This is a genomic window from Lacinutrix sp. Hel_I_90 (assembly GCF_000934685.1).
GTDB lineage: Bacteria > Bacteroidota > Bacteroidia > Flavobacteriales > Flavobacteriaceae > Lacinutrix.
Genome location: NZ_JYNQ01000001.1, coordinates 1,818,063 through 1,838,441, shown reverse-complemented (window position 1 = coordinate 1,838,441; position 20,379 = coordinate 1,818,063). Strand labels below are relative to the sequence as shown.

The window sequence follows — 20,379 nt, the reverse complement described above, 5'->3', positions numbered from 1 at the left end:
TTATGAGTAAGTACGAAACATTAAAGCAGTTAGGTGCTTTTTTAATAGAACAAAAAAAGTTTTGGTTAATCCCAATTATCATCGTTTTAGTTCTTTTAACGGTATTGGTTCTTTTTGCTGAGAACTCTGTTATTGCGCCATTTGTGTATACACTCTTTTAATTAAGTTAAATGCTTTTTTTGAATAAAATCTGCAAATTGCTTTTTAAGATTGTAATTATCGCTTTTGTGACGTTATTTCTATTTGAAATTTGCTACAGACTTAATATAATAGATTTCTATAATGTTCAAAGCCAGGGCTTAAACACGAGTGAAGAGCTTGAGGATACGGCTATAGATCTTATGGTGTTTGGTGATTCGTTTTCAGCAACATCAAAAGAGATTAACTATGTGGATATGCTGCGAAAAAGCGCACTAGATTTTTCGGTTGTAAATTTTAGTGTTCCTGGTTTTGGTATTAGACAAGTAAATACATTCGCTCAAAAAAAAATAAAAAAGCACCATCCCAAAGCCATTTTATATCAAGTATATGTTGGAAATGATTTGATTGACGTTAATCATTTATGGAATTTAGAGGAATTTTCCATTGCCAGAAATTTATATTGGGAAGCTTCAGACCATTTTTTAAGTTTAGGCTATTTAAATCAACGCCTAGCCATTCTTAATGTTAAGAAAGAAATTAGGCTTCCAGGAATGTTAAAGAAAGAATTTGATACCGATTTTTACGACATTCGAACCAAACGTTTTCTAAAAAGTGATTGTTATTATTTAGACGATACATTGCTATTAAAAGGCGATTTTAAAAAGCGTTATTTCTCTTGGATAGGCCATATGAAAACGTTTTTAGATGCTGTTCCTGAAGATGTTACAGTCTATATCTTATGGATTCCTCATGCAGCACAAGTGAGCGATTATTATTTTGAAAACATGAAAACGCTGGGTGCCATGTTTCAAAATAAGACGGCTATTCAACACCAAGATTATCCGTTTTTTAGTGAAGCGAAAAAAGATTTAAGCACCTATAAAAATGTTAATCATCTTAATCCTTTACCCTTTTTTCAAGCAAAAGATTCATTGCATTCGAGATTGTATTTTGTTAATGATCCACATATTAATTTGAACGGAAATATTAGTTTGAGCATTTTTTTACACAATGAAATGTCATTAAATAATAATTAAGATTAATGTATTATTAGTCTTCTTTCCTGCGGTTTTCAGTTTTAAGTAACTTTACAGTATCTTCTGTTGTTGTTAATTCTGGTTTTAGATATTTGAAAATGCGTGCAGCAACCAGTTCATTACCCAATTCACTTGTATGGCAAAAGTCGCAATAAATTGTTTTGTTAGAAGTATCAAATACATCGCTAATGTCAATAAAAGTGCTGTCGCTTTTCATCAACGAATCTTTCCGAATCAATTCATAGGATAAGTCATAGAGGTTTTCATAATACTGATGGTCTTTAAAATAACCTTTTTCTACTTCTGTTAAATTATTTTTTGAATAAACTACCGGTTGTAAAAAATTAAAGACTTTAAACTTGTAAGTCTCTTCCAAACTTTTTGAAATTTTCACATAACCCAAATAGGTGCCTGCAATGTCTATAGCCAATGTATTTGAACGTGCACTTAATTGCTTATAGGGTGAATTGGTAGCTATTTTTAGTTGTAGCGTCGTAATCGCTCTATATAAATTGCTAGAGGTAATCATTAATTTTATGCGTCGCTTATAACTGTGTGCAATTTTAAATTCTTTCTTACGGTTATAGGCATTTGTTGGTAAACCTGCTTCATTATTTTGGTGTGCAGAAATGACTTCATTTACACCGTCGTAGAAAATGACAATATCGGGGATGTTATTTTTGGTGAGTTCACGTTGTAATTGAATATTCTCCGTAGCGCGTGTATAGCCATGACAGCCAAAATTGGTGATTTCTACATTTTGATTGGGAAAAGAAGTGTGTATCAATTTCGATAATTCTGATGGGATGGTGTGGGCATCCCTTGCGCCCGCACTATACATCGTAGAGCCACCAAAACAAAATATTTTCAAGGCTGTTGCAGAGTCTTTCAAGCTATAATTTACTGTTTTTCTATGCCCATTTTCATAAATCGTATTATGTTTGCCATTCATCGGTTTGAAGCGATAGTGCAAATACGGTTCCCATAGCATGTCTTGTTGACGAAGTTCTCTGTAAATTTCTTTGACAGTTGTATCATCCAAATCGCCAAATGCACCAGAAGCAATAAGGCGTTCAGTATTGGCGTCAATACCACTTTCATCATGATAACTGTAAAAAACACCTAGTCCAATTTCTATCAAAAGAAAAACGATTACTAAATTTCTGAATAAAATCGAAGCGAATTTGAGTTTACTTTTCACGAATAAAAGAGTTTATAAAATGTATTTTAACTTGGTATTCAGCTGAATCAAGAGATAACTTCCAATCACAGATAATATCGTTGTTGCTAAAGTTAACGCGGTCTCAGACAAAGTAACGACATTAAAAATTAGAAATATAATTAAAGGATGCACTAAATAAATAGCGACGGAATACGAAGATAATAATTTGCTATTTAGATTTGACGTAACCTTAAATGTAAACGCCGTAATTAACAATACAGGGCCTAATAGCAAAAAGGAAAGATTCATGTTCAGGATAAGATCCTGCGGTAAAAAATAATAATTAATCAAACTGTCTGCGACCAACAATAACAAGCTTATACTAAGTAGTATGAGTACGGTTTGTTTTTTGAGATTAGTGTGAAAGTTAGAGCGTCTAAGTACATAGCCCATACTTAAATAGGGTAATGCGTAAAATAAAAAATTGCGATGTAATGGTGGATAATTCACGAGTTTATTCAATAGTAGTTGTCCAGAAAACACCTGAAACACTCCCAGATATTGAACGGTGAGTCCAATTAAATATAGAAAAAGAGCACCTGTAATTAACACCGTGTTTGATGCATTACGAAGTTGATACAATACCAAACCACCAAAAAAAAGCGCCACTAAATACCATAAATGATTAAAACCAAACAGTAAAACAGGAATGATTTTTAGTGGATTAAAATTATTTAAATACACCCAAAAATAACTATAAATAAACATCCAGACGAGATATAAAATGCCAACACGTTTTGCCCAAATTTTAATGCGGTCACTTTTAAATGCATTGAATAAAAAGAAGCCGTTGACACAAAGGAATAGCGGTATGGCAATCTTAAAAATGCCATTTCCAAAAATTTGATACACAATGGCGTTCTTATCAGATAAAAAGCGGCAATGCAACGCAATTACGAATAGCGCGACAACGATTTTTAAAATGTCTAATAATATATTCCGGGAATTTGTCTGCAAATCATTTAGGCTTTTTGAATACTGAAGATATAGTTTTTCTCGTTTACAACACTTTTTTGTAGCATTAACTTAAAAGCCAATCCGTTCTTAGAAGCGAGCTGTTTGATGTGTTCAATCTCACAATCTTCTGATAAAATCATCCAAGTATTTAGTGCTAGATGTTCAAAAAGTTGTGCGAATAATTTTTTAAAATATTCAAAATCTTCTCCGCAAAACCAAGCACGTTCTTTGTCATTTTTTGGTGCTTTTGGGTAGTACGGCGGATTGATAATAATATATTCAAATGTTTGTTCTTCTAAATTATCAAACAAATCAGAATACACGACATGTAAATCAATTTCATTCTTTAAAGAAGCTTCTTTCAAAGCATCAATCGCAATTTGATTAATGTCGGAAGCAGTTACTTTTGCGCCTTTGGAGGCCGCGAACAGTGAAATAATACCTGAGCCGCAACCGAGTTCTAAAAAGGTTTTGTTTTTAAGATTAAGGGGTTTTAGATAATCGAGTAGAATTTTAGTGCTTATGGTAAAATGCGGAGGAAACACTTCGGCACAAATAGCAACTTCAATATCTTCGTACACATAGTTGCGTTCCCTTAAATGATAGGTGTTAAACACCAACTTTGCAAGCGGAAATATGATTTTTTTTAATTTCTTAAGCATATTTCTAGTGGTTATTCTGAATAGAAACCTTCAATTTCTGGCTGACGGTATTTCCAAATCTTATGTAATACTTTGATCTCGTATGGAAACTTGTACCAACCATATTTAAAACGATAACCAGAAACCAATTTAAGCACCCATTTTTTATAGCCTTTAATTCGGAAATCGGAAGCTGTTGGGTAATAGCCATTCAACACGGTTTCAAAATTTTGAATCTTATCTACCATATAAGGTTTTAACCATGGCGTTAGTGGGTTTTTTCGTAAATCGAACTTTTCCCAGCTTGGTTGAATCCATTCTTCTAATTCCTCTGGAAAGGAAAAACCGGCCTCTGTAATTTGCTTGTACAACTCAGAACCTTCTGTTGGCACAGGACTATAAAGATAAATAATAATCTCTGCATCTGGGTTGATCACTTTGATCTCTCGAATAAAATTAATGTCCCACAAAATTTGCTCATATACCTTTTTTTCGTTTGGTCCAGGCAAACCTAATACAAACGATAATTCAGGAATAATATCCACAGCTTTCATGCGCTTTACAAAACTTTTAATCATTTTACCGGTCTGTGTCCCGCCCTTATTCATTTGCTTTAACACCTCGTCGTTTCCAGTTTCTGCACCCAGAAATATCATACGGCAACCAGCCTTTCGCATCAAATGCAATTCTTCGTCCGAGTATTTATTAATGGTATCAATACGACCTTCGCCCCACCATTCTATATTATCATCTATAACAAGCTTGGAAAATTCCATCACCCGTTTTTTCGATGTAAAAAAATTATTATCATGAAATTCCACCGCGTCGATATTGTATTTTTCCTTAAAATATTTTAAATCTTTATAGATAGTCGGTGCTGCTTTTGCCTTCCATTTTGCATTATAAATGGGAACAACAGCACAAAAAGAACAGGTAAAGGGACAGCCCATACTGGAATGATAGGCAAACGTTCTACGTCCCATAAATGTCTTTGCCAAATAGTTCTCCAAAGGATAAAAGGTATTAAAATATTCGTATGGATATGGTGGTAATGTATCTTGGTTAAGTAACGCTTCTTTTACCGTTTGGATAATTTTGCCTTCTTCATTTTTAAAAATAAGATTTCGAATAAGCATTAGCTTTTCGTCACTTTTACCTTCTAAAACGTCTAACAGCTTGGGGAAAGTATTATCGCCGGGGCCGCTAATTATATAGTCAATATACCCAGAGTTCATACACGCTTGATACTGATTCGACGCAAAATAACCACCCCAAATATTGATGGCACTGGGATGCAATTCTTTTATCTTTTTGGCGTACGGAATTGCTTGCTTTAATTGTGGCCCAGGCATCACGGTCAAACAAAAATATTTGTACTCACCTGTGGCAAAATATCCTGAAATGGTTTCCCATGGATCGGTTTCCATATTTCCATCTACAAAAATATAATCATATTTTCCATGAATCGCAGCGCCAACTTGAATAATAGTATTAGGTAAGCGATGCTTTGCATTGGCACTTCTTGGATTGAATATAATGATTTTATTTCTCATGGTTAGTTGAATATGTGGTTTCTATTCGCTAAAATATAACTTGAAAGCTTTTCTGCAAAGATTTGGTTCGCTTTTCCGTTTGGATGCGGATCTAATTCGTTCACAATGTACTGAAATAGATTTTTATCCCGAAAAAACCCGGAAGCATCAACGAATCCTAATTTATTTTTTTTAGCTAAAGCTTGAATATGCTCAACGCGAACTGGATCATAAACCAAATCCATATAAAAAATGATGCCCTCGCTATTGTTTTTAGTTAAAATATTTTTAAAGTTTTGAAACTGTTCGTCTATATGCTGTATATGTTTAGTTTCGTATACAACAGGCGATAGTTCTTTTGGTTTGAGTTTGATACTGAGCATTTTTTTTAAATACCAATCCCAGAATACATTTTTTTTAGGTTTAATGGTGAAATCGTCCAACGAAAAATCTTTTCCTGGTTTATAATGATCGTTAGAAGCGCAAAACCCAATCACCACTAAATTTGGATGATACCTTAACACATTTCGTTCTAAAATGAATCTATAATTTGTAAGCGCATAGCCAGAAACGCCAAAATTAAAAACTTCATAGGTGGTATTTGAATCTTGTTCATTCAAAATTTTTTCTGTTTGCGTCACATACATTTCATCTTGCGAAACACCCGTTCCCATAGTAAACGAATCGCCCAAAATGGCTATTTTAGTAGTCTTCGAATTCATTTCATGATTCCGATCGCGGAAACCTTCCGCATTGGTATGAAAATCGGCAAGTTTGTATTTAGTGTCTAAATTTGGTAGTAATTCATATTTTAACTCGTCAGCATCAGAATATTTTAATAGACCAGAATTGTCTAAAATACCAAATGAATTTGTTCGCGAATATGAAAATGCAGCACCTCCAAAAAAGTAGATTCTGGCAATAATTTCTCCTAGAAAAACACTAAGAAAAAGGCCCAATACGAGGGCGAAAATTTTAAATTTTAACTGTCTCATTCATGTGTCAAATTCGCAATAAAGATACATGAAGTATCAAGAAATTCTAATTTTTTTTGAGGTGAATAAAGAATCTCATTGTAGAGACTGTATATTTGTTTTCAAACTATCAAATTTTTAATAGAAACATTTTGCTCAAAAAGTATATTTTAAAACCTATCAAACATGTAATATTACTATTTGGTATTACATTCATTCTACTCGAAATTGTGTTAGCTATTTACATTCGAATCGCTGAAATCAAGATAGAACTGCCAACTTATACCTTTCAAAATACGCAAAATTTTTGGTTTGATCTAGACGAAAATTTTGGCACATTGCATTTGCCTAATGATACGTATCGACAGAAAAAATACTGTTTTGATGTGTTGTATAGGTCTAATTCTCAGGGGTTTCGTGATCAAGAGCGCGTAATAAACGCAGAAACGAAAAGAGTGGTCGCATTAGGCGATTCTTTTACCGAAGGCATTGGTGTACAACTGGAAGATCGCTTGACGAATTTACTCGAAAAGGAAACTGATATTCCACATTTGAATTATGGAATGGCAGGGAATTTTGGTCCAACCCAATATATGATGTTGTACAAAACGCTAGCACGAAAATATTCACATGAAGCCGTCTTGGTGAGCATTTTACCTTCAAACGATTTTATTGACGACGATTACGAAATTAATTTGCGTGTTGGCGGTGATAGATACCAACCTTTTTTAGACGGAAACTATCCAGATTATGCTTTGGTATATTATGCAGATAGTATTCAAAAATCGAAAGCACGACCGGGAAAGCAACATCTTATCAATAAATTATTAAAGAATTTCACGCATTCCTACATCATGTATCGCTATGTACGCGCCATGAAAAACGTGCAAGCGATTCCTAAGGATAAGTTGTTAGCAGCTTCTCAAGTACCAAGTTATTTTAATTACTCCGAAAAGCAATTTAATCGTATGCGCTATGCGTTAGAAGCTATTAAAGAACACGCTGGAGATCGTCCTGTAATGGTTTATAGCATTCCCATATTCAAGGAAATTAAAGCCTTTCGGGAACATGGTAAGAATCCGTTAGGAAAACAACTCAAAGCTGTTTGTGACAGTATAGGGGTAGGCTATTTAGACTTGTTACCACGAACCGAAAATCTTTCCGAGGATGAATATGAAGCCTTATTTTTATCATGCGACGGACATTGGAGCGAAGCTGGGAATGCCTTTGCTAAGGCGCAAATTGAATCCTATTTTAGCTACTATAAAAAATGATTAGATTTTTTAAAAAACACCAAGACCAACTCGGCTTGCTGCTCTTATGGTTGTTGGTGATTGTCATTATAAATCCGATTGGCGATTTTCCATTAAACGACGATTGGTGTTATGGGAAATCTGTTAAAACACTTCTTGAAGAAGGGTATTTAAAACTCTACAATTGGGGGGAAATGACCTTGGTAAGCCATGTCTATTGGGGGTATTTCTTTACAAAGCTATTTGGTTTTTCGTTTACGGTTTTGCGTTGGTCAACGCTGTTGATGGGATTTGCAACGATTCTCGGCATTTACGAACTCTTTAAACTTGCTCGTGTGACGCGTTGGATGAACTTATTTGGAACGGTTCTATGCATGATGAATCCAATATTTTTATCCTTGTCGTTTTCGTTTATGACCGATGTTCCTTTCTATTGCATGACTGTTTGGTGTTTTTATTTTTATGCTAAAGCCATAAACACAGAGAATTTGCAGTCTATATTTTGGGCTGTTTTCTTTTGTTGTTGGGCCTTTTTAATTCGTCAATTGGCCTGGGTTTTTCCAGTAGTTTGGTTGATTACTGTACTCTTAACGGAAAAACGAACATTTAAAAACATGGCCAAAGCCATTTTACCTTTGTTCGCACTCATTATTTTTGCGATGCTTTTTTCATATTTCATGGAGTCCAATGATTTGTTGCAAGAGCGGTATAACTCTAAGTTTAATTTATTACTTGAAAACATTAGAAATATAGATAAAAAATTAATTATTTTAATTTTATCCTATTTTTTTCGATGCTTGGCTTATATCGGGTTCTTATTGACACCTATTTTAATTTTTTACATCGGTCGATATACGTTTAAAGGATATAAAATTTGGGCTGTTCTTTGGACGGTGCTTATTACTGGCATTTTAATTAAAATAGGGAAAGTGTTACCAAGTTTAGATAATATTTGGATTGATTTTGGAGTGGGTCCTACCACACTCTATGATCATGCTGGAAATTTTACGACGAGTCCAGCACCACGTGCACCCGAATTGTTTTGGCAAATCGTGACTGCAATTGGGGTGTTTTCAAGTGTAGCACTCCTTTTTCACATCAGAGTCATGGTGGTTTCTGTATTTAATAAAACAGTAGTTTCTCCAATCGTATTATTGTCGTTTGTGTTTTTTACCGTGTACCTAACACCATTTTTGTTGGTAGGTGTGTACGATCGCTATTTGCTACCGTTATTTCCCATTGCCATTGTTTTTCTAGCTGCGAATTCTAATAAAATCCCAAAACAAAGGTATCAATATGTGGCATTTGCTTTTTTAGGTGCCCTTACTTGGTTCTCTGTTTGTGCGACACATGATTATTTATCTTGGAATCGGGTACGTTGGGACGCGCTGAATGAACTTATGGCTTCTGGAATTTCAGAAAATCATATCAATGGAGGTGTCGAATTTGTTACAACCTATCACTTTTCTGAAGAACAAGAAAAATGGTGGGAAAATGTAACACCTATTTATAGTTTAGTTTTCAAACCTAACAAAGTAGATCAAGTTATTAAAGCTTATGAATATTCACGTTGGTTACCTGGTAAAGGCGAAATGTATTTAATGTTCAATGAAGGCTTAGCCAAGAAAGTTGTGAAATAAATTTTTCTTGTTTTCCTTTTTTAGGACCTATTTAACTCTGGAATGATGAGTTTTTCACTTACGCTTAAGCCTTTGTAAAAAAGAATTATTTTACGTGAGTTAACGGTGATATTTCTTCATATAATAGTTCGCCAATAATACGGTGTGCATTGGCATTGATATGTAAATCTTGATCAAGATATAGTTTTTCACTTGACTTTTGTAAAGCTGGTTTTAAATTGATGTATTCAATATTTTGTTTGGCTAACCAATTTTCTAAGGTTTTAGAAAGTTGTTCATTGATGGCCATTGTTTCCGAGCCTAAATTGAATAATTGCTGCATTTCATTTCTAAATGCAGGATTTACATCTAATTTTGAAGGCAATAAAGTGACAATCAATCGGATGTTTTCATGTGTACACAAGGCTTTAATTTTTAAAAGATAGTATTGTGCCAGTTGCAAAGAGCGCGCTTTCTCTCTTGGGAAATATTTAAAGAAATGTAATTGATCTAATCCTTGGTTACGAGGCACCTTTTTCTGCGCTTGAGAATGAAATTTTCTTTGTAAACGCATCCAAACACTTCTGTATACATTAGGAATACTAGTGCGATCGTCTTCAAAAACAGTAGCTTCCCGAAAGTCATTTCCTGTAAATACATTGATAAGATAAATATCAGGATGTAAATCTTTATGCTTCTTCAAAAAACCATAGTAATTACGAAAAGTGTAATAACCCACGCCACCATTTAAACAATTATAAAATATAGTTGTATCTCGCGTGTTTAATTTTTCTTCCCAAACATTGATGAATGACTCTGAATTATATCTTACGATGCCATCTGTATGAGAATCTCCCGTGACTAATATCCTATATTCATTTTCTTTTTTAGAGAAGACATCAGTGTCTTCCTTAAAACCAAGATTATTCGTCCTTTTTTCTGTCGTTATCCGTTGTTCTGGCGTTCCCCAATTTTCATGAATCCTTACATTATATTTATGAACGAACATCGCTGTAGAATCTGGTTGCATAAATTCGGCTTGTTTGGTCCCGATAAATGTGAAAAAAGTTTTTATTCGGTTGGCTTCCACAAAATAAGCTATGATACTCATAATTAGCAAAAGTCCAGATAAAACTAAAAAATTAGTCAATAACAACCGCAGGTATTTCATAAGAAGGATTTGGAACAAAGGAACTACAAAAATCTTACAATCAAAAAAAGCAGACACTTGTATTTTGTAAAAGATAAAAATTCTAGAAGGATTCAACATTACGTAAAACGAATCCTATATTTTCTTACATTTAGATCCTAAATATTAAGGAAACTGCCCTATGATTTTTGATTATTCTAAATGGAATATAACCTTAGAAACGGATACTAAAAATTATCAAAAAGCGTTGCCCTATCCACATCTGGTTCTTGATAATTTTTTAGAAATAGAAGCCGCAGAAAAAGCGTTGGACGTTTTTCCTAAGATTGAAGATGCGGGTTGGATTCATTATGTACATGTCAACGAAAAAAAACATGGACTCAATAAACTAGAGTTGATTCCTGCGTTTATTCGTGACGGAATAATTAAGGAATTAAACTCACCCCAATTTATTAGGCATCTAGAAAACCTAACAGGAATTCCTAATTTATTGGCTGATAAAACGATTGAAGGAGGTGGGATTCATCAAAGTGAACGGGGTGGTTATTTGAATATTCATGCAGATTTTACCGTGCACCCGCATAAAAAAACATGGAAACGTCGTGTAAATTTGTTAGTTTATTTAAACAAAGATTGGCCCACTTCATATGGAGGTGCTTTGGAACTTTGGGAAAAAGACATGTCTAAATGTGCAGTAAAGATTGAGCCTGTTTTTAATAGAATTGTTGTATTTAATACGGATGAGGATTCGTATCATGGCTTTCCAGATCCCATACAATGTCCAGCGGGTATTACTCGAAAATCGATTGCCTTGTATTATTTTACAAAAGAAAAAAAAGGGTCATTCAAACGGAGAGCTACCAATTACCGTGCACGTCCGAACGATGGTTTTAAAGCCGTTTTTATATGGGTTGATAAAAAAATGATTGCGATCTACACTTGGCTTAAAGGAAATTTGGGGATTAATGACGATTTTGTGAGTAAAGTGTTGAATTTCTTTCAAAAGAAGAAATAATTTTCCTAGGTAATTTCTTAAATAAATAATAACAGATATTTTAAAGTCATTATTTTACCTAGAATTCAAAATCATTTTTCGTGCAAACTTCCTATAAACCTTGTATGCGATGAGCACTATCCATTGTGTGATGCAGACGCTAATTAACACACCAAAAATTTCATAGGTTTCTATTAATAAGAATATTAAAGTAATATTTACAAAAAAACCAGCGATACTAATATAGATTATACTACGTTCTCTATGGTTTTTCATGAGTTCTATAATGTTTAAGGTATAGAAATAGCAAGGTAAGGCGAAGAGAGCGCCAACCAAATAATACACGTAGGATAGGTCTAGTTTTACAAAATATTCCATAATCAACCATATAGAGAATCCACCTAAAATGGTTAATGGAAGTGCTATGTAGTATAATTTATATTTAATCTTTTGCAAAATTTCATCCGATAAACGATAGACATGTTTAGTAAATGGAATAGTAATATAAGCAGCTAAAGCTTGCAGCATTAAAAAAGCAGTAATCAACAATTGATACTCGGCTAATTGTGATTTTTCTAGGTAGAAATCTACCATATAAATATCTACTTTGGACATCAACCAGCCACTGAGTCCAAGAATAAAAAAAGGAGAGCCAGCTCTGAATTCCTGGATGGAAATTTTAGCAGAAAAGGATTCTTCCCAAAAGTTCATTTGGGCGCTTAATACTATTAGCTTTGTGGCAATTGCTGTGGTATATACTTTTAAAAACGTTTCTAAGTTAAAGGATTTGAAATAAAAAATACACCCAAAAATAATTGTAAATGCTACAATTTCTGCCAATAATTGTGCACTAAATTTTTGATGATAAATGACCAACGTGCTTAATGAAGCATAGGTAAATGTAAGTATAACCAATAACATCGCCCAAAAAGCAATTGTAACAGGAAAAAACAGAAAAAATAATAATGAGAAAGGTAAAAGTAAGCTTCTTGACAAAAAATTACTAAAAAAAGCATGATACATTTTTCCTGGCTCCTCACTGTACTTTCGTAATAGGTGATCTCTGTTTCCCCAACCAAGGATAAATGTTACTAAGAATACCCATAGCATCACATTAATCAAACTAGCCCAATCCGTTTTTCCAAAGGTCTTAATACCAAAAACCACGATTAAAAAATTAAATGCAGGGTTAGCAAATCCTTGAATGGTATTTACTCCTATTAGTTTTAATCTACGCATGGTACAAATTAAGATAAGCGTTTATAGTAGCTGTTTCAGACCCTAATAGAATTCGGTCTTTAGTTTGTATTGGTATTGCCAGTAATTTTTTTAAAGTTTCAATTAGTTGCACTTTATTTTCACAAATATTCCAATGTTGAGATGCTTTTGCCAGTCCTACGTTATACGTAGCCAGTTGCATTCCAGAATATAAAGCTTCTAAAAACACATAGCCAAACGATTCGTAATGACTTGTGTGTAATAGAATATTCGATCGCGCCATTTTCTCTAAAACTTCTGTTCTTGCTAGTTTACCTAGTAGTGTTATTGTATTTGTCAGGCCTAAATTTTGAATCTTTAGTTCTACGTCATTTTGCAAAGCACCATCACCAACGATACCAACGTTTAGGTCTTTATGCGTTTTAGAAATTGTTGAAATAATTTCTATAAAATCTGAATAATTCTTGATGGTGTTTAATGAGCCAACACCTAAAATGTCAATCGTCTTTTCTTGAATTTCTGGAAATAAGTCAATATCCAGATGCCATGGAATAATAGTAGAATCTAAGTTGTAGGTTTTTGATAATGCTGCTTGATGATTTCGCGAAAGCGTGACTATTTTTACATTAGAATTTAACAAACGTTTTGCATGAAAATTTACAACTGTTGCATCCTGCCCCATCACTGTAACAACATGATTAATTTTATGTTTTTTAGCAAATCGCTCTCCAATACTGGAACATTCGCCAATCCAAAAGCTGTGAATCGTTTCAATTTTTTCTTTTTGATGAATTTTTTTTAGTGTTTTCAACACGCTTTTCCATACCCAAAATTTCTTCAATTTTTTGCTTTGTCCATTGAGCGGAATGATTCTAATGTCATGCCAATAATATTCTTTTTTCGTATGTGGAAACTGAAAAGTAAGTAGTGTTAGTTTAGCCTCAGGTAAAGCCTTTCGTAACGATTTCAAGAATACTTGCAAGGCTGGAATATTGGTTGAATCTTCTTCAGACTTTGCAAAACCAGGTGTTAAAAAAACAATATGTTGACTTTTGTTTTCCATAATATTGCATTATGCATCATTGAGATTAAAAATAGATACTTATTGAAAATAACTAGTTTAGTTTCTGAAATGCTTTCGCAAAACATTTTGCTATTCTTTTTTAGGGTTCCACTTTGTATTGGTAAACACCAAATCTGTATTCTTTATCAATTCCGGCTTGTGCTTTAATTCTTTAAATGAAATCTCAGTTCCGTTCGTTTTATAAATGTACATATATGCTTTTAAATCGTTATACAAATTTGCGATCTCCTTTCGCATTCGATTCTTAAACAATGTAAAGCCAAAGGTATGTTCTAGTCGGATAAATACTTTGTTTAAAAAACCAAAAGGGACATGTCTGTAATAAAAATTTTCATTTAAAAAGCTATAATGAAAAGACACATACAACGTTGGATAGTTTATTTTCTTTAAAGCTTTGCCAAAGGTTGGTAAAATTTTAAACTCGGCACCTTCCACATCCATTTTGATAAAATTGACCTGTTGAATGTGCTCTTTTTCTAAAAAATCAAACAATGAAATCGTTTCGAGTTCAAACGAATGTTCTTTGTCTCGTTTTCGATTTAAAATACTACTAGACGATTGCCCATAGGCTTCTCTGGCCGACAAGTACAGCGTCTCTTTTTTATCTGAAATAGCTGTTTGATGCGTTTTAATTTTTCCAGAAATATCTAGATTCAAGGCAACATTTGTTTCCAATTCGCTAAAACATACAGGATCTGGGTCTAGGGCATGTACCTCTTTGGCCGTTTTTGCAGCATAGAGCGTTAATACACCACTCCAAGAACCAACGTCTAGAACTACTGATTTTTCATTTATGAAATAATCAAAAATAACAAATGAATGCGGTTCCCAATCTGTAGAATTTATATGTTTCCAAAAGTGCTTATTTTGTCCTGGATCAATTTGGAAACTGTGGTTTTTGAGCTGAATATGCATATTTAAAAGGTATCTAAATCTCCGTAGGTAAATATAAAGTGTTTTAAATCAATTTCTGGATCAAAATTGAAATAGCCAATCAACCATGATTCTTTTGCTACGACAAGGTTTTGTAGTTGTGAGGCTATCAGCGATTTTGGATCAACTTGAAATAGAATTTCGGTAATGCCTAGTAAAAATGCTTTTTGCTTTAGTTTTTTAATCGCTTTTTGTAATGCAACTTTAGATGGCGCATGTGAAAGTCCGACGTGCATTATTGCTTCAATTTTCACCCAGAACACACAATTTTCCAGCTCAATACAGTAATGGTTTTTTAAGCTATTTTTGTAGATAATAAATTTATCGTCGAGTACTTGTCTAAATTTATTATTGTTTTCTTTTTTTAGCTTTTGAATAGCGTCGTGGGATATTTTTTTATTGAAAAAGAACGAATATGAACCATTCCATTCAAGTTTATTTATCAGTTTTGCGATCGGAATTGCACGTGTTTTTATATGAAATCGTTCCATATTTAAATGTGAATGCCAGCCTAGTTTTTGATTGCTATAAAACGAATTTTCATTCAAAAATGCATACACGAGTGATACGTTTTGCTTTCGCATTACTTCATAAGAAAGTTTTGCCAACTGAAAATGTAACCCTTTTCCTTGATGACCCTCTAACGTTGCAGAATCACAAGCCTGTGCGACGATGATTTCTTGTTCGTTTTTTTTAAATCTTTGTAAAACTGCACCATAGAATGCTACTGGAATTTCATTTTTGTATGCTATTGTGCTAACACATTTCAATGCAACATGGGAAGCATCATATTTGTTTTTCAACTCTAAAATTGAACTCCTTTTATAAAATACTTTCCACAGTAATTCTCGTAATGCAGGAAAATCAAGGTCTTCAAGTTTCTTTAAACGATATGTGTTTTTGTAAAGCATGCGTTAGAAGTAGGAGCCTTTTAATAAATATGCTAATTGCTGTTCCAAAGAAATGTATGGATTCATTACAAACCGATTTTTCCAAGCTTCATTTTTGGTATCTTCTTTTGTGTTATAGTCCACTAATAGTAAGCGTTCAAAACCAATTTCCTTACAATACTCAGCAATTTCTTTATTATAAAAACCAAACGGGAATGCAAATTCAGTAATTGGTTGTTTGCAAATTGTTTCGAGTTTTTGTTTGCTGGCTAAAACTTCGCGTTTTGCTTCTTCGAAAGGAATATCTATTAGGCTTACGTGTGTTTCGCCATGCGCGCCAATGGTAAATAATGGATTCTTTGCAATTTCCATGATTTGTTCTTCTGTCATAAGTTTCCAATACTCTTTGTAGTCTTCTGGTGGTAAGGCATTCCAGTCGCTTTTAAAAACAGTATAAATCAATTTTAACACATCGTAAGGTAATACTTTAGCAGCATTTTTTAGAGAAACACCATTCCAAATAAACTCATTTTTTATACTTTTTTGATACAGATTTCTTTCAAAAACAACTTGTTCTTTCTCTGTATGAAATGAGACTAAATCTAGAAAATCCGGCCATAAATAGGGTGTTTTTTCATGAACTGTTGTAATATAAAAGGATGCATGAACATTATATTTTTCTAAAATAGGGATGGCGTAGACATAATTATTTAAATAGCCATCGTCAAACGTAAGTGCGACATTTAATATATTTTTTTTGAATTTTTTCTTATAGAAATCATCTAACGAAATAACATTGTAATGTGTCGTGATATATTTGATAAATTCCTCAAAGAAAGTTTTAGAGATAAAACGACTGTTATAGCGCGTTTCGCCAGTTTTATCAATCCCATGAAACAACAATATACGTTCGCCATAGCGATTCTTTAATAGCAACCGCCCAAAGCCAAGCTTGAATAAGCTAATTTTGTATAATAAACCTAAGCGGTATTTGATCCTGATCCAAATCATACCTATTGAATTTGATATAATATCCATCCTTCAGGATGCGTTTTCAATACTTTTAATTCATAATTTTTTTCAATGAATTCCCAGTTTAACATTGGGTTTTTATCCTTCCATTGTACTTTATAGCGAGACGGATCAAACAAAATAAAATCGTTTTTATTAAAATTTTGGTAACGTTCCCTATACATGTTTTTATACTCAAAATCTAAACCGCGACCTTGGAGTGCCAAGTCAACATCAAAACTATACAAAGTTTTGCCTTGATAGGGTTCAATCATGGTTGCAATTTCTTTTTCAATCATCGTACGTGAAAATATATGATGGAAAGTCATTGTGAAAAAAGCGAGTTGTAATCCTATGCAAACAATTGCTATTGGAATAAAAAAATGGTTAATCCATGTGATAGTCATTAGTTTTTTAAAAGCCGGAAATAATAAAATCAATACCAATGGAAATAATAGAGCGAGAATTCGCGGGTTTTGAAATGGAATTCCTGCCAAGAAGAAAATATACAAGGCACTGCAAATCATCAGCATTTTTTGATGAAAAGTAAAGAGCGATTTATAATCTTTTAAGGTCATGAGGCTTAAAACACTTCCAATAAAGATAAATCCAGGGTGAAAAAACAAATAAAAAGCATAGATTAAATTTGGAAACAGATAACCTTGTGTTCCATCTTCAGTTATATAATTTGATTTAAAATAATTCATAACTGACCAAACTTTTAGAAAGTAATTAGAAGACGCTTCAAATAATGCGTCCCATTGAAAAATTATAAAAGGAATTGAGGTAGTTATACTCAATAGAATTGCAATCACAAATTGGTTTATTTTCCTTCGTTTGAAAACCAAATACAAGGCATATGCTATAATAGGAAAGGTAATAAAGAGCGCTGCATATCTGGCCATTAAAGCACATGTAGCAAAGACGAAAACGAGCGTTAAACTTGTTTTTTGATAGTAGGATTTAAAAAAGAAATAAAACGATAACACTATAAAAACTAAGGCCAAGGCATCAGACATTACAATCAAGCCCATTTTTAATAGAAAAGGACTAAAAGTGCCAAAAATTAACACATAGAAAAATTTAAATTTAGAATCTGGATAAAGAAGCCGAATGGTTTTTAAAATATAAACACAGGCTATGGAAAGACTCAAGCCGCTTATTAATTGTAAAGCAAAAGCGCTTCCAAAAATAAAACCAAAGACACTTCCCAGCGTTGGATATAATACAGGCCAAAAATAATGTCCGGGATGTGCGCCACCTCCTATATAATCTTGAATGGCATTTGTATAGCGTAAATATTCATACGAATCTTGCCCATATAAACCATCAAATCCAAAAATTCTCAAGAAAAAAATAATGAGAAGCGGAATGCTAAATAGCGTTAAAGTTCTGTAAAAAGAGCTGTTGAATTTTTGTAACTTCAATGATGCTTTTGTTTTGCTTATATAAATATAGTTGTTAAATTGACCATCGTAAAAAAAACATGTCATTTTTTGCGTTTTAAGCGCAATTAGCCAAAAATCATGATTAACACTAAAAAAGTTATCGTTGTACTTCCTGCGTATAATGCTTCGGAGACACTACAAAAAACCTACGAAGAAATTCCGTTTGACATTGTCGATGAAGTTGTTTTAGTGGATGATAATAGTACCGATGAGACGCTTCAAGTCGCAAAAGCATTAGGGATTAAGCATGTTTTGATGCATGATGAAAACAAAGGGTATGGCGCTAATCAGAAAAGCTGTTACAAGAAGGCGCTGTCTCTTGGAGGTGATATAATTGTTATGTTACATCCCGATTACCAGTACACGCCAAAATTGATTCACTCCATGGCATATTTGATTGCAAATGACGTGTATCCAGTTGTCATGGGATCAAGAATTTTAGGGAAAGGTGCGTTGCGAGGAGGAATGCCACTCTATAAATATATTGCGAATCGTTTTTTAACCCTATTCCAAAACATTTTAATCGGTCAAAAATTATCTGAATACCATTCAGGCTTTAGGGCCTTTTCAGCAGAAGTATTCAATTCATTGAATTTAGAGTCTAATTCAAATGATTTTATATTTGATAATGAGATGTTATGTCAAATCTTTAATAAAGGTTTTGAAATTGCTGAAATTACTTGTCCGACCACCTATTCTAGTGAAAGCTCTTCTATTAATTTTAAACGCAGTATGACTTATGGCTTTGGTGTGTTGAGGGTTTCTGTTCAGTATTTTTTACACAAAAAGGAGCTTGTTTCGTTTGAAATTTTTAAATAGTAACTATATTAGCTAAAAAACACCAAATTTGAAAAGGCAAAAAATTCTTTTATATAATCCAGTAGCTGTTTTTTATGACATGCCATTAGCTTTGTTAGCCATTGGTTCTATTTTAGATCAAAAAAAATATGAAGTCATTATTGTTGATGGTCGTATTGAAGAAGATCCAATAGAAGTAATTAAAGAACATATTAATGAAGCGCTTTGTTTTGGTGTAACCTCGTTAACTGGTAGACCAATAAGAAACGCCTTAGATATAACACAGGGGGTTAGAAACCTAAGACAAGATATTCCAATTATTTGGGGAGGTTGGCATACCTCTTTATTTCCAGAACAAACATTAAAAGATGAATTGTGTATAGATGTTACAGTTCAGGGGCAAGGAGAAGATACTTTCAAGGAACTTGTTGAAACCTTTGAATCGGACAAAGATTTATCTAAGGTAAAAGGTATTTGCTATAGAAATAATACAGGTGATATAATAAAAAACCCACCAAGAACCATTGTTAAAATGGATGCCTTTGCTGAAGTTAATTATGACTTAATTGATGTAGAAAAATATTTTGAAAAAAAGGGACGACGACAACTTGATTATATATCATCTACAGGTTGCTTTTTTAGATGTAGTTTCTGTGCAGATCCATTCGTTTACAATAGAAAATGGACAGCTATTTCTCCCGAAATAATGGTAAACAAATTGGAGGAACTTTACAATAAATATAAATTTACAGATGTAAACCTACAAGATGAAACCTACTTTACCTACAGAGATAGAGTTATTGAAATCTCTCAATTAATTATTAAAAAGAAACTCAAGTTTACCTGGGCTGCAACTATGCGTGCAGATCAAGGCTCTAGATTAACTTTAGAAGACTTTAAGGTTTGTAAAGATTCTGGGTTACGTCGTTTACTAATTGGTGTAGAGTCTGGTTCGCAAGAAATGATGGATTGGTTAAAAAAGGACATAAAGCTAGAGCAAGTATTTATGTGTGCTGAGCGATGTAGGGATTTAGGTATTGCAGTTCAATTTCCTTTTATTGTTGGTTTTCCTGAAGAATCGGATAAGAGCATAGTAGAAACTGTTAAAGTAGCGCATCAATTAAATAGTATGCATCCTAATTTCCAAACACCAATATTTTATTTTAAACCTTATCCAGGTACTAAAATTACTGATGATGTTGTAAAAAAAGGGTATTTGCTCCCTCAAACCATTCAGGAGTGGGCAGATTTTGATTTTGTAGGATCAGTAGGACCATGGGTAAGTGATGAAAAATATGATTTCTTTGAAAAGTTTAAATTTTATATGAGATTAGGATATTCTAACCAGAAAGTCATTTATAAACCGTTGCAATTATTAGCAAGATGGCGTTGTAAATACAAATATTTCAATGTTCCTATTGAAAAGAAAATTGTAGATACCTTCTTTAAGAAACAACAATTAGCTTAGTTATACTAT

Annotated in this window: 18 protein-coding genes and 1 pseudogene; 7 read left to right on the top strand and 12 right to left on the bottom strand. The window is 33.2% G+C overall.

Annotated features, from left to right (window positions below; genetic code table 11):
• Positions 1-2: 2 nt before the first annotated feature.
• Both GQ46_RS17870 and GQ46_RS08180 read left to right on the top strand, forming a co-directional pair.
• Entirely contained in the window at positions 3-161 is a 159-nt protein-coding gene (locus GQ46_RS17870) for a DUF5989 family protein (RefSeq protein WP_197077346.1), read from the top strand.
• 18 nt (positions 162-179) lie between these two features.
• Positions 180-1,178 carry a hypothetical protein gene (locus GQ46_RS08180; RefSeq protein WP_156133128.1) on the top strand — a complete coding sequence of 333 codons (999 nt, stop codon included), beginning with the start codon at positions 180-182 and terminating at the stop codon, positions 1,176-1,178.
• A 13-nt stretch (positions 1,179-1,191) separates the two neighbouring features.
• Here GQ46_RS08180 and GQ46_RS08175 read toward each other — a convergent pair whose 3' ends face one another.
• Genes GQ46_RS08175 through GQ46_RS08155 form a run of 5 tightly spaced genes read right to left on the bottom strand, consistent with a single transcriptional unit; the run spans position 1,192 to position 6,525 of the window.
• Entirely contained in the window at positions 1,192-2,379 is a 1,188-nt protein-coding gene (locus tag GQ46_RS08175; protein ID WP_044400366.1) for an SGNH/GDSL hydrolase family protein, read from the bottom strand.
• Positions 2,380-2,391: 12 nt separating this feature from the next.
• Positions 2,392-3,357: an acyltransferase family protein gene (locus tag GQ46_RS08170; protein WP_082041729.1), complete on the bottom strand. Its 966-nt coding sequence runs from the start codon at positions 3,355-3,357 to the stop codon at positions 2,392-2,394.
• 5 nt (positions 3,358-3,362) lie between these two features.
• Complete coding sequence (locus GQ46_RS08165) at positions 3,363-4,019, bottom strand: methyltransferase (RefSeq protein WP_044400360.1); 657 nt, start codon at positions 4,017-4,019, stop codon at positions 3,363-3,365.
• 11 nt (positions 4,020-4,030) lie between these two features.
• A complete protein-coding gene (locus GQ46_RS08160; protein ID WP_044400357.1) occupies positions 4,031-5,551 on the bottom strand; it encodes a B12-binding domain-containing radical SAM protein in 1,521 nt (506 codons plus the stop codon).
• A 2-nt stretch (positions 5,552-5,553) separates the two neighbouring features.
• On the bottom strand, positions 5,554-6,525 hold the full coding sequence (locus tag GQ46_RS08155) for an SGNH/GDSL hydrolase family protein (protein WP_044400354.1): 972 nt from the start codon (positions 6,523-6,525) through the stop codon (positions 5,554-5,556).
• Between the two features lie 131 nt (positions 6,526-6,656).
• Between GQ46_RS08155 and GQ46_RS08150 the strand changes: the two genes are divergently transcribed.
• The gene (locus tag GQ46_RS08150) at positions 6,657-7,778 is read left to right on the top strand and encodes a hypothetical protein (RefSeq protein WP_156133127.1); all 1,122 of its coding nucleotides are present in this window, start codon (positions 6,657-6,659) and stop codon (positions 7,776-7,778) included.
• Positions 7,775-9,397 carry a glycosyltransferase family 39 protein gene (locus GQ46_RS08145; RefSeq protein ID WP_044400348.1) on the top strand — a complete coding sequence of 541 codons (1,623 nt, stop codon included), beginning with the start codon at positions 7,775-7,777 and terminating at the stop codon, positions 9,395-9,397. Before GQ46_RS08150 ends, GQ46_RS08145 begins: the two co-directional genes overlap by 4 nt.
• An 85-nt stretch (positions 9,398-9,482) precedes the next feature.
• Here GQ46_RS08145 and GQ46_RS08140 read toward each other — a convergent pair whose 3' ends face one another.
• Positions 9,483-10,487, bottom strand: a complete 1,005-nt coding sequence (locus tag GQ46_RS08140) for an SGNH/GDSL hydrolase family protein (protein WP_044400345.1) — start codon at positions 10,485-10,487, stop codon at positions 9,483-9,485.
• A 220-nt stretch (positions 10,488-10,707) separates the two neighbouring features.
• Between GQ46_RS08140 and GQ46_RS08135 the strand changes: the two genes are divergently transcribed.
• Complete coding sequence (locus GQ46_RS08135) at positions 10,708-11,541, top strand: 2OG-Fe(II) oxygenase (RefSeq protein WP_044400342.1); 834 nt, start codon at positions 10,708-10,710, stop codon at positions 11,539-11,541.
• A gap of 54 nt (positions 11,542-11,595) precedes the next feature.
• On the opposite strand, the gene GQ46_RS08130 is transcribed toward GQ46_RS08135, so the two are convergent.
• From GQ46_RS08130 to GQ46_RS08105, 6 genes and pseudogenes are all read right to left on the bottom strand, one after another.
• On the bottom strand, positions 11,596-12,759 hold the full coding sequence (locus GQ46_RS08130; RefSeq protein WP_044400339.1) for a lipopolysaccharide biosynthesis protein: 1,164 nt from the start codon (positions 12,757-12,759) through the stop codon (positions 11,596-11,598).
• Positions 12,752-13,282: pseudogene (locus GQ46_RS18125) on the bottom strand (glycosyltransferase); the annotation flags it as partial. The gene GQ46_RS08130 and the pseudogene GQ46_RS18125, both read right to left, overlap by 8 nt.
• A gap of 609 nt (positions 13,283-13,891) precedes the next feature.
• Positions 13,892-14,737: an FkbM family methyltransferase gene (locus GQ46_RS08120; RefSeq protein WP_052503434.1), complete on the bottom strand. Its 846-nt coding sequence runs from the start codon at positions 14,735-14,737 to the stop codon at positions 13,892-13,894.
• Positions 14,738-14,739: 2 nt separating this feature from the next.
• Positions 14,740-15,666 carry a GNAT family N-acetyltransferase gene (locus tag GQ46_RS08115; RefSeq protein ID WP_044400333.1) on the bottom strand — a complete coding sequence of 309 codons (927 nt, stop codon included), beginning with the start codon at positions 15,664-15,666 and terminating at the stop codon, positions 14,740-14,742.
• Positions 15,667-15,669: 3 nt separating this feature from the next.
• The gene (locus GQ46_RS08110; protein ID WP_044400330.1) at positions 15,670-16,683 is read right to left on the bottom strand and encodes a polysaccharide deacetylase family protein; all 1,014 of its coding nucleotides are present in this window, start codon (positions 16,681-16,683) and stop codon (positions 15,670-15,672) included.
• Positions 16,659-18,083, bottom strand: coding sequence for a glycosyltransferase family 39 protein (locus tag GQ46_RS08105; RefSeq protein ID WP_156133126.1), 1,425 nt, complete (start codon positions 18,081-18,083; stop codon positions 16,659-16,661). The genes GQ46_RS08110 and GQ46_RS08105 overlap by 25 nt, the downstream gene beginning before the upstream one ends.
• A 99-nt stretch (positions 18,084-18,182) precedes the next feature.
• Here GQ46_RS08105 and GQ46_RS08100 point away from each other — a divergent pair, with 99 nt between their 5' ends.
• Both GQ46_RS08100 and GQ46_RS08095 read left to right on the top strand, forming a co-directional pair.
• Positions 18,183-18,923, top strand: coding sequence for a glycosyltransferase family 2 protein (locus tag GQ46_RS08100; protein WP_044400325.1), 741 nt, complete (start codon positions 18,183-18,185; stop codon positions 18,921-18,923).
• Positions 18,924-18,951: 28 nt separating this feature from the next.
• Positions 18,952-20,370 carry a B12-binding domain-containing radical SAM protein gene (locus GQ46_RS08095; protein ID WP_044400322.1) on the top strand — a complete coding sequence of 473 codons (1,419 nt, stop codon included), beginning with the start codon at positions 18,952-18,954 and terminating at the stop codon, positions 20,368-20,370.
• Positions 20,371-20,379 lie beyond the last annotated feature (9 nt).

Excerpts from the sequence above, each read along its gene's own strand:
- GQ46_RS17870 (WP_197077346.1), top strand. The coding sequence starts at position 3 with ATGAGTAAGTACGAAACATTAAAGCAGTTAGGTGCTTTTTTAATAGAA.
- GQ46_RS08165 (WP_044400360.1), bottom strand. The coding sequence starts at position 4,019 with ATGCTTAAGAAATTAAAAAAAATCATATTTCCGCTTGCAAAGTTGGTG.
- GQ46_RS08115 (WP_044400333.1), bottom strand. The coding sequence starts at position 15,666 with ATGCTTTACAAAAACACATATCGTTTAAAGAAACTTGAAGACCTTGAT.
- GQ46_RS08140 (WP_044400345.1), bottom strand. The coding sequence starts at position 10,487 with ATGAGTATCATAGCTTATTTTGTGGAAGCCAACCGAATAAAAACTTTT.
- GQ46_RS08135 (WP_044400342.1), top strand. The coding sequence starts at position 10,708 with ATGATTTTTGATTATTCTAAATGGAATATAACCTTAGAAACGGATACT.
- GQ46_RS08130 (WP_044400339.1), bottom strand. The coding sequence starts at position 12,759 with ATGCGTAGATTAAAACTAATAGGAGTAAATACCATTCAAGGATTTGCT.
- GQ46_RS08100 (WP_044400325.1), top strand. The coding sequence starts at position 18,183 with ATGATTAACACTAAAAAAGTTATCGTTGTACTTCCTGCGTATAATGCT.
- GQ46_RS08155 (WP_044400354.1), bottom strand. The coding sequence starts at position 6,525 with ATGAGACAGTTAAAATTTAAAATTTTCGCCCTCGTATTGGGCCTTTTT.
- GQ46_RS08160 (WP_044400357.1), bottom strand. The coding sequence starts at position 5,551 with ATGAGAAATAAAATCATTATATTCAATCCAAGAAGTGCCAATGCAAAG.
- GQ46_RS08145 (WP_044400348.1), top strand. The coding sequence starts at position 7,775 with ATGATTAGATTTTTTAAAAAACACCAAGACCAACTCGGCTTGCTGCTC.
- GQ46_RS08120 (WP_052503434.1), bottom strand. The coding sequence starts at position 14,737 with ATGCATATTCAGCTCAAAAACCACAGTTTCCAAATTGATCCAGGACAA.
- GQ46_RS08110 (WP_044400330.1), bottom strand. The coding sequence starts at position 16,683 with ATGGATATTATATCAAATTCAATAGGTATGATTTGGATCAGGATCAAA.